General features: G+C 61.3%; 7 protein-coding genes. 6 read left to right on the forward strand and 1 reads right to left on the reverse strand.

What is annotated here, in order from left to right:
* Positions 1-199: 199 nt before the first annotated feature.
* Positions 200-1,174 carry an ABC transporter substrate-binding protein gene (locus GYH35_RS16965; protein ID WP_161829019.1) on the reverse strand — a complete coding sequence of 325 codons (975 nt, stop codon included), beginning with the start codon at positions 1,172-1,174 and terminating at the stop codon, positions 200-202.
* Positions 1,175-1,373: 199 nt separating this feature from the next.
* Between GYH35_RS16965 and GYH35_RS16970 the strand changes: the two genes are divergently transcribed.
* From GYH35_RS16970 to GYH35_RS16995, 6 genes are all read left to right on the forward strand, one after another.
* Positions 1,374-2,396, forward strand: a complete 1,023-nt coding sequence (locus GYH35_RS16970) for an amidohydrolase family protein (RefSeq protein WP_161829020.1) — start codon at positions 1,374-1,376, stop codon at positions 2,394-2,396.
* A 40-nt stretch (positions 2,397-2,436) separates the two neighbouring features.
* The gene (locus GYH35_RS16975) at positions 2,437-3,297 is read left to right on the forward strand and encodes an HpcH/HpaI aldolase family protein (RefSeq protein ID WP_161811096.1); all 861 of its coding nucleotides are present in this window, start codon (positions 2,437-2,439) and stop codon (positions 3,295-3,297) included.
* A 41-nt stretch (positions 3,298-3,338) separates the two neighbouring features.
* Entirely contained in the window at positions 3,339-4,190 is an 852-nt protein-coding gene (locus GYH35_RS16980) for an amidohydrolase family protein (protein WP_161829021.1), read from the forward strand.
* A gap of 62 nt (positions 4,191-4,252) precedes the next feature.
* The gene (locus GYH35_RS16985) at positions 4,253-5,737 is read left to right on the forward strand and encodes a tetratricopeptide repeat protein (RefSeq protein WP_161829022.1); all 1,485 of its coding nucleotides are present in this window, start codon (positions 4,253-4,255) and stop codon (positions 5,735-5,737) included.
* 181 nt (positions 5,738-5,918) lie between these two features.
* Positions 5,919-7,469: a pectate lyase family protein gene (locus GYH35_RS16990; protein WP_161811099.1), complete on the forward strand. Its 1,551-nt coding sequence runs from the start codon at positions 5,919-5,921 to the stop codon at positions 7,467-7,469.
* A 76-nt stretch (positions 7,470-7,545) separates the two neighbouring features.
* Positions 7,546-7,970, forward strand: a 425-nt coding sequence (locus GYH35_RS16995; RefSeq protein WP_202624373.1) for a pectate lyase family protein, incomplete at its 3' end; no start/stop codon positions are given.

Here is a 7,970-nt window from a genome sequence, read left to right on the forward strand (position 1 = left end):
CGTGCAGGCACGCTGGCGCTCCGACGGCGCGGCAAGTGAGCGCAGCGTGTATCGCGAGTTGCTGAAGAACATTCTGAGCACGAACTCCAATCTGCAGCTGTACGTCAAAACGGGTTGCGACATCGACTGCGCCTGGATACCGGGCGAGTTGGTGGCCGGCCGCTCCTATCCCTGAGCGGCGGCCGATCAGTCGCGCGAGTCAGGTCTTTTCGGGGTCGACGAACAGATCCTTCACTGGCATCAGCTTCGGCGTGAGCTGCTGCTGGTACGCCGTGCTCGCCAGCGCTTCGATGGTCTTCAGGTTCGCGGCCATGCCATAGGGCAGCGGATCGTGGCCAACGATCTTGCGTAGCTTCGCGTACTTCTGATCGGGCGCAACCTTCGCTTCGCCGGCGTCCAAGCGCTTCAACCATTCATCTTTCGCTTGCGAGAACGCTTTGTACAGCGACTTCGCGATCCAGGGATGCTCGGCCAGCACCGAGTCTTTCACGACGATCGTTCCGTGCATCGGATAAATGCCGGTGCGCTTGTACCAGTCAGCTTCCAGTTCCTCGGCATTCGGAAACAGATCGGGGTAGTGCGCTTCGACCGTCTTCCAGCCGCCGGTCGGGTTGCCGGTGCGGCCCACGCCGGCATTGCCATGGAAGCCAGCGGCCAGCTCGCCATCGGCCATCATATCGGCGAGCGAGCGGCCCGGAGCGGTGCGAATCACATTCGGCGGCAGCTGCAGTTGAGTTACATGTTCTTCGTCATCGACAACCCAGGTCACCTTCGACGAATCCAATCCGTACTCATCGATCAGCACCGCTCGCGTCCAGACGCCGGTCGTGACGGAATAGGCGCGCACGCCCACTTTGCGGCCTTCGAGATCCTTCGGGGTCTTGATGCCCGAGTCGGGGCGGACCAGCAGGCCGGCATGATGAAACCGTCGCAGGACGAAGATGGGCAACGCGATGAACGGGGCGCCATAGGCACGGGCGATGATATAGGTCGTCGGGGCCAGTTCGCAGACATCGAATTCGACCTGGCGCACCATGCGCCGGAACGCCGCGATCTGCGGCTCGACCGTGACGATATCGGCGTCGACGCCTTCGATGGGAATCGAGCCGTTGCGCACGGCGGCGGTGTGCGGGTAGTCCGCCACCGCGATTTTCAGATGCACCTTGGCAGCCAAAGCAGTTCTCCTGGGTAAAGTCTCGTGCGCGCCAACAATGCCGAACCGCTCGCAACCCCGCGCAATCAAAAGGCCCCTCGAGGCTATAAATTCTGAGTCGCCGGAAGACTTATCAGGGCCACCGCAAAATCAATGATCGCATTCGACTTCGGATGCATTAGCTTGTGGCGGCCGACAACGACACAGCGCTGCCTCAACCATGATCATCGATTGCCACGGTCACTTCACCACCGCCCCCCGGACCCTGCATGACTGGCGCGCCAGGCAGCTCGCCGCCGTCAACGATCCGGCCAATCAGCCCAAAGCCGCCGATCTGAAAATCTCTGACGACGAGATCCGCGCGGCGATTGCCGGCGGCCAGCTGAAGATGCAGCAGGAGCGCGGCGGCGATCTGACGGTGTTCTCGCCGATCGCAGGCCAGATGGCGCACCACCTCGGCAATCAACACACCAGCTACGCCTGGTCCGAGGTCGCCAATGATCTCATCTATCGGGTCTGCGAGCTGTTCCCCGACAACTTCGCGCCCGTCTGCCAGCTGCCGCAGTCGCCGGGCCAGTCGCCGGAGAATTGCATTCCGGAGCTGCGCCGGTGCGTCGAGCAGCTCGGCTTCGTCGGCTGCAATCTGAGTCCCGATCCTTCGGGCGGTTACTGGAAGGATCCGCCGCTGACCGATCGCTGGTGGTATCCGCTGTACGAGGAACTGGTGCGTCTGGATGTGCCGGCGATGGTGCACGTGAGCTCGTCGTGCAATCCGTGCTTCCATGGCACCGGCGCGCACTACATCAATGGCGACACGGCCGCCTTCATGCAGTTCCTGCTGTCGGATCTGTTCAAAGACTTTCCGAAGCTGCGCTTCGTCATTCCTCATGGCGGCGGCGCCGTGCCGTATCACTGGGGCCGCTACCGTGGCATCGCGCTCGACCAGAAGCGCGAGATCGAATCGTTGCTGAACAACGTGTTCTTCGATACCTGCGTGTATCACCAGCCGGGCGTCGAGTTCCTCACCAAGGTTGTGCCCATCGAGAACATTCTGTTCGGCTCGGAAATGATCGGCGCGGTGCGCGGCAGGAACCCGGACACGGGCGAATATTTCGACGATACGAAGAAATACGTGGATGCATGCTCGAAGCTGTCGACGGAGGATCGCAACAAGATCTTCGAAGCCAACGCGCGCCGCGTCTACCCGCGTCTGGATGCGCGGCTGAAGAAGCTCGGCAAGTAACCTTCATCGCACGTTCTCAAGAGTATCGTCAGGAGTCTTTGTGTCAGAACTTCCGCGTCTCAACGGCATAATCAAGGCTTGGGAACAGGGCCGGCCGGCCTATGCCTCGTTCGCGCCTCCGGGTCGCCGCGCGGCGATCGAATTCAGCTCTGCGCCTTACGATGCCGTCGTGTTCGAGATGGAGCACAACTCGTGGGATGCCGAAGAGCTGGAGGTCACGCTGCAGTTCATGTTGAACCGCAAGCAGATCCTCGAGAGCGGCTCGCTTGCGCCGACGGTGACGCCCATCGTTCGTATTCCCGCGAATGGCGTCGAGAACAACCAGTGGCTCGCGAAGCAGGCATTGGATCGCGGCGTCTACGGTGTGGTTTGGCCGCACGTGAGCACGGTGGAGCAGGCGTATAACGCCGTGTCTGCCTGCCGTTATCCGCGTCCGAAAGATGCTCCGTACCTCGAGCCGATCGGCATGCGGGGCGATGGGCCGCACACCTGTTCGCGCTATTGGGGGCTCACGCAGCAGCAGTATTACTCGCGCGCCGACGTGTGGCCGCTCAATCCGCAGGGCGAAGTATTGGTGTTTCTGATGATCGAGGACGTCGCTGGCGTGCAGAACCTCGACGACATCCTGCGCAACGTTCCCGGCATCGGCTGCGTGCTGATCGGCGAGGGCGACTTGAGTCAGGAGCTCGGTGTGCCGCGTCAGTACGAGCATCCCATCGTCAAGGAAGCCATGGGTCAGATCGTCGCCACGTGCAAGAAACACGGCATGCGCGTCGGTCATCCGCACGTGACGAGCAAGAACGTCGAAAGCGTGGTGGCGCAGGGCTATTCGTTCCTGATGTCCTCGCCCGTGAAAACTTACGGTGCCATCGAGAAGGCACGACAACTGGCGGGCGGCTGAGCCTCGCGCCCGCCGTCGTTTCAAACAAGGTGTAACTAAGTATGGTCGCCCGGTTCATCGATATTCATCCGCATATTTGCTCGCCCGACACGGATCGCTATCCGCGCGCGCCGTTGTTCGGCAAGCAGTCCGACTGGTCCAAGGACCGGCCGGTGACTGCCGAAGGTTTGATCGCGGCGATGGATGAAGCCGGCGTGGACAAGACGGCGATCGTGCAGGCCTCGACCTGCTACGGTTACGACAATTCCTACTTGTGCGACTCCATCGCGCGGTTTTCTAATCGCTTCACGGCGGTCGGCTCGGTGGATGTGTTGCAGCCCGATGCGCCGAAGATGATTCGTCATTGGGTCGAGCGTGGTACCAACGGCTTCCGCCTATTTACCGGCGGCAGCACGGCGGCATTCGATCCGAGCACGTTGGATGATCCGCGCTCGTTCCCATCGTGGCAGCTGATCGGCGAGCTGGGCCTGTCGATGTGCATTCAGACCGACCCGGTCGGTCTCGCACAGGTCGCGGGCCTCGCCAAGCGCTTTCCCAAAGTGCGCATCGTGCTCGATCACCTCGGCCGCCCCGATGTGACAGACGGCGCGCCGTACAAGAAGGCATCGAGCCTGTTCGGCCTCGCGCCCTTCGAGAATATTTATTTCAAGCTCACGCCGCGTATCTTCGGCGATGTGCGGAAAGAGAAAGCATCGGCCGAAACTTTCTTCCCGCGGCTGATCGAAGTGTTCGGCGCGAACCGCCTCGCCTGGGGCTCGAACTTCCCGGCCTCCGAAGGCAAGTTGAGCGGCAACCTGGAAGTCGCGAAGAAGTGCCTCGCCTCGGTCTCGGAGCAGGACCGCGAATGGATCTTTGCCAAGACTGCGCAGGTTCTGTATCCCTCATTGGCTTGAGCGCTTTATTGCATTTACATCGCCCGCTCGCATAGCCTCTCCGGCCCAAGGAGGAGCGGCATATGCGCGCGATAGCGCTCGGGTTTCTTATGTTCATTGCCAGCACACAGGCGCAAGCCGAATGGCTGGAGGCGAGCAGCGATCACTTTGTGATCTACAGCGGTCAGAAGGAGAAGGCGGTCACGGATTTTGCAGAGCGCCTGGAGCGCTTTCATGCGGCCATGACCCGGGTCTACAAGCAGGAAAATACCAAGCCAAGCCCCTCCAATCGGGTGACGGTCTTTGTCGTGGCCAACCGCGCGGAGGTTCGCGAGGTGGTGGGGGCGAAGAATCGGTACCTCGCCGGCATCTATATCCCTCGCGCCGGCGGCTCGGTTGCCGTCGTTCCAAAGTTGAAAGGGGCGTCGAGAAGCGATTTGACGGGCGAGACCGTGCTCTATCACGAGTACGCACACCATTTCATGCACATGAACACGAACCGGGCCTATCCGCGTTGGTTCGTCGAAGGATTCGCGGAGTTTTTCGCCGGCGTTCGCTTCAATTCGAACGGCAGCGTAGGTATCGGCGCGCCACCTTACTATCGCGCCGATGAACTGGCTTATGGCCGCGAGGTGCCCATCCGTCGGCTGCTCGACTTCGACGGGGGGATCGGCGATTCGAAAGCGGGCTATGACTCGTTCTACGGCCAGAGCTGGACATTGTTTCATTATCTGCAGATGACGCCCGAGCGGTCCGGGCAAATCCCGAAGTACGGTGAGTTGCTGGCAACCGGCGCTTCGGCGCTGGACGCTGCGGCAGGCGCGTTTGGCGATCTCGATCGTCTCGACAAGGATATGGAGGCCTATCTCAGGCGGCGCAAGGTCAGTATCTTGACGGTCGATCCGAGCTCGCTCGCCATCGGCCCGATCGCCCTGCGTAAGCTGCGGCCCGCCGAAGCGGAGATGATGCCGGTCATCATCGAATCGAAGGTGGGGGTGGGCGCCGAAGAGGCAAATAGCCTCTTGCCCGAGGCGCAGCGAATCGCCGCTCGGCATCCGGACGATGCGACGGTGCAGGCGGCGCTGGCTGAAGCGGAATTCGACGCCGGCAATGACGACGCCGCGATCGTCGCAGCCGACCGTGCTCTCGCCGTCGATCCAAAACAAATCAACGCTTATCTGCAGAAGGGCTATGCGCTCGCGCGCAAAGTGCAGAACGGGGCGCTACCGAAGGAATCCTGGAAGGATGTCCGAGGCCAGTTCGCGCGAGCCAACAGGGTCGAAAACGATCATCCGGTGCCGCTCGTGTGGTTTTATCTCAGCTACACGAAACAAGGCGAGCAGCCGACCAAGAATGCGATCGATGGCCTGGAATGGGCGTTGCACCTCGCGCCCTTCGATGCGTCCGTGCGTTGGCTCGTAGCTCAACAGATGATTGCCGATGAGCGCTTGAGCGACGCCGCGCGCACCTTGGGACCGCTTGCCTACAGTCCTCATCCTGGCGAGCACACCGACAGAGCACGAGAACTGCTGAAGAGCGTGCAGGCGCGGCTCGAAGCGTCCCCCTAGCAGAAATATAAATTACTGTTTCTCAATCGAAACTGCCGGCGCGTGTTCATGGGGCTTGACACCGGTGTCATCAGGGATTTAGCGTGTGTCGGACGCGGCGTGCGGCGGCCAACGGCCACACCGCTATCAATGGAAAAACCACTATGTAACTGAACGGAACATCAGCCCAGGGGGAAATTGCATGATTCGCACGGCGTTATGCGCCGCGGCGTTGTTTGCATTTGCAAGCGGCGCGTACGCGGCTACCGATTATCCAACGGGTTATACGAAATGCGCCAAGGAGGGGGAGACGTGCACGTTCAGCGGCACTCGCTCCGTGGCGTACGGCAAATCCGGCACGTTCGTGTATGCGACGCAGACCGGGCCCATCAGCTGCTCTGCTTCTTTGTTTCCCGCAATCAACGTGGGCAGTCCGCGGTACTGCTCATATGGTCCGACCGGCGGCGGGGGCACTTGCAATCCGACGACGATCACTCCGTTCATCAACGGGGTCCAGACGGCGAGCGCCACGATCAACTCCGGGGCGCAAGTGGTCTTCGCTCCGACACCGTCAACGGGCGGCAGCTGGTCCTGGACCGGTTGCGGCACTTCCGGAACGGCTCGCCAGCAGACTGTCAGCCCCACAGCGTCCTGCTCGGCGACCGCGACGTACACCAATAGCTGTGGAACATCCTCGACTCAGGGCTTCTCCATCACGGTGAATGGATCGGGCGGCGGTGGTGGCGGCGGCAGTGGTACGCCGGTTGGATTTGGAAGGGCGACCACGGGCGGAGCGGGAGGCGCTGTCGTGACCGCACGCACCGGCGCGGAGATCAACGCCGCGTTGTGTGCTCGAGCCAGCGTGAGCACACCGCTGATCATCAGGGTCGATGGCACGATCACTCACGCCAACACCACCCGCGCTACCGGCAGTTGCGATACCACCGCAACGGAAATCCAGTTCAAAGGGGTCAGCAATGTCAGCCTGATCGGCGTGGCCAATCGCGGCGTGCTGGATCAGATCGGCATCCATCTGCGCAACACGTCGAACATCATCATCCAGAACCTGCACATCAAGAACGTCAAGAAGAGCGGCTCGCCTACTTCCAACGGCGGCGATGCGATCGGTATGGAGTCCACCGTCAACAATGTCTGGGTCGACCACAATACGTTGGAAGCAAGCGGCGGCGAGACCGACGGCTACGATTCGTTGCTGGACATGAAGGCGGGCGTCACGAACGTCACGGTGTCTTACAACCACTACCGCAACTCCAGCCGGGCAGGTTTGATCGGATCGAGCGACAGCGACGATGCCAATACCAACATCACCTTCCACCACAACTGGTACGAGAACATCGAGCAGCGCACGCCGTTGCTGCGTCATGGCCTGGCGCACAGCTATAACAACTATTGGTCCAACGTGAGCAACAGCGACATGATCCACGGCATCAATTCGCGCATGGGCGGCCGGATTCTGGTCGAAGGCAACTACTTCAAGAATTCCAACAATCCGCTCATTGCTTCGGATGATTCCCCGGAGCCGGGCTGCTGGCAGACACGGGCGAATACGCTGGACTCCATCAGCTACGACCGCTCGGTCGGCGACGGTGCGCTGGTGGTTCCGGTGATCGTCAATGGGCAGTTCGACTCGACGTGTACGGTGACGGTGCCCTACTCGTATACGCTGGATTCTTCCGCGAACATCCCGTCAATCGTTTCTGGCAACGCCGGCGTTGGCAAGATCGCTCCATAGCGATCGCAGATGAAGCGCGCCCGAGGAGGCTCGGGCGCGCGATTTCATCGTTTTGATCGAGCCATAGGAGGGCAAGATGAAACTTCAACGTGTCATGCTGATGTTAAGCGCGCTGCTTGGCGCCGTACCCGCGGGCGCCGTTGTCCCCGGCTTTGCCGGCAATGTAACCGGTGGCGGCAATGCGACTCCGGTCGTCGTCAGTACGCTGTCGGCCGCACAAACGGCGGTCAATAACTACTCGGGAAGCGGCGGCCTCGTGCTCCACTACAATGGCACGTTCGACGAGGCGCCGATCCTCGCCAACATCTGCGGCCAGTGGAGCAAGCCGGCGCAGGAGCTGTCGATCAGCGGCAAGAACGACATCACCATTCTCGGCATGGAGGGGTCGTCCGCGAACTTCGGCATCCGCATCAAGGGCGCGTCCAGCAACATCATCGTGCGAAACATGAAGATCGGTCTGCTGCCGGGCGGCGCCAGCAACGGCGACCTCATCGGAATCGA

It is taken from the genome of Steroidobacter agaridevorans (genome assembly GCF_009932555.1).
Lineage (GTDB): Bacteria > Pseudomonadota > Gammaproteobacteria > Steroidobacterales > Steroidobacteraceae > Steroidobacter > Steroidobacter agaridevorans.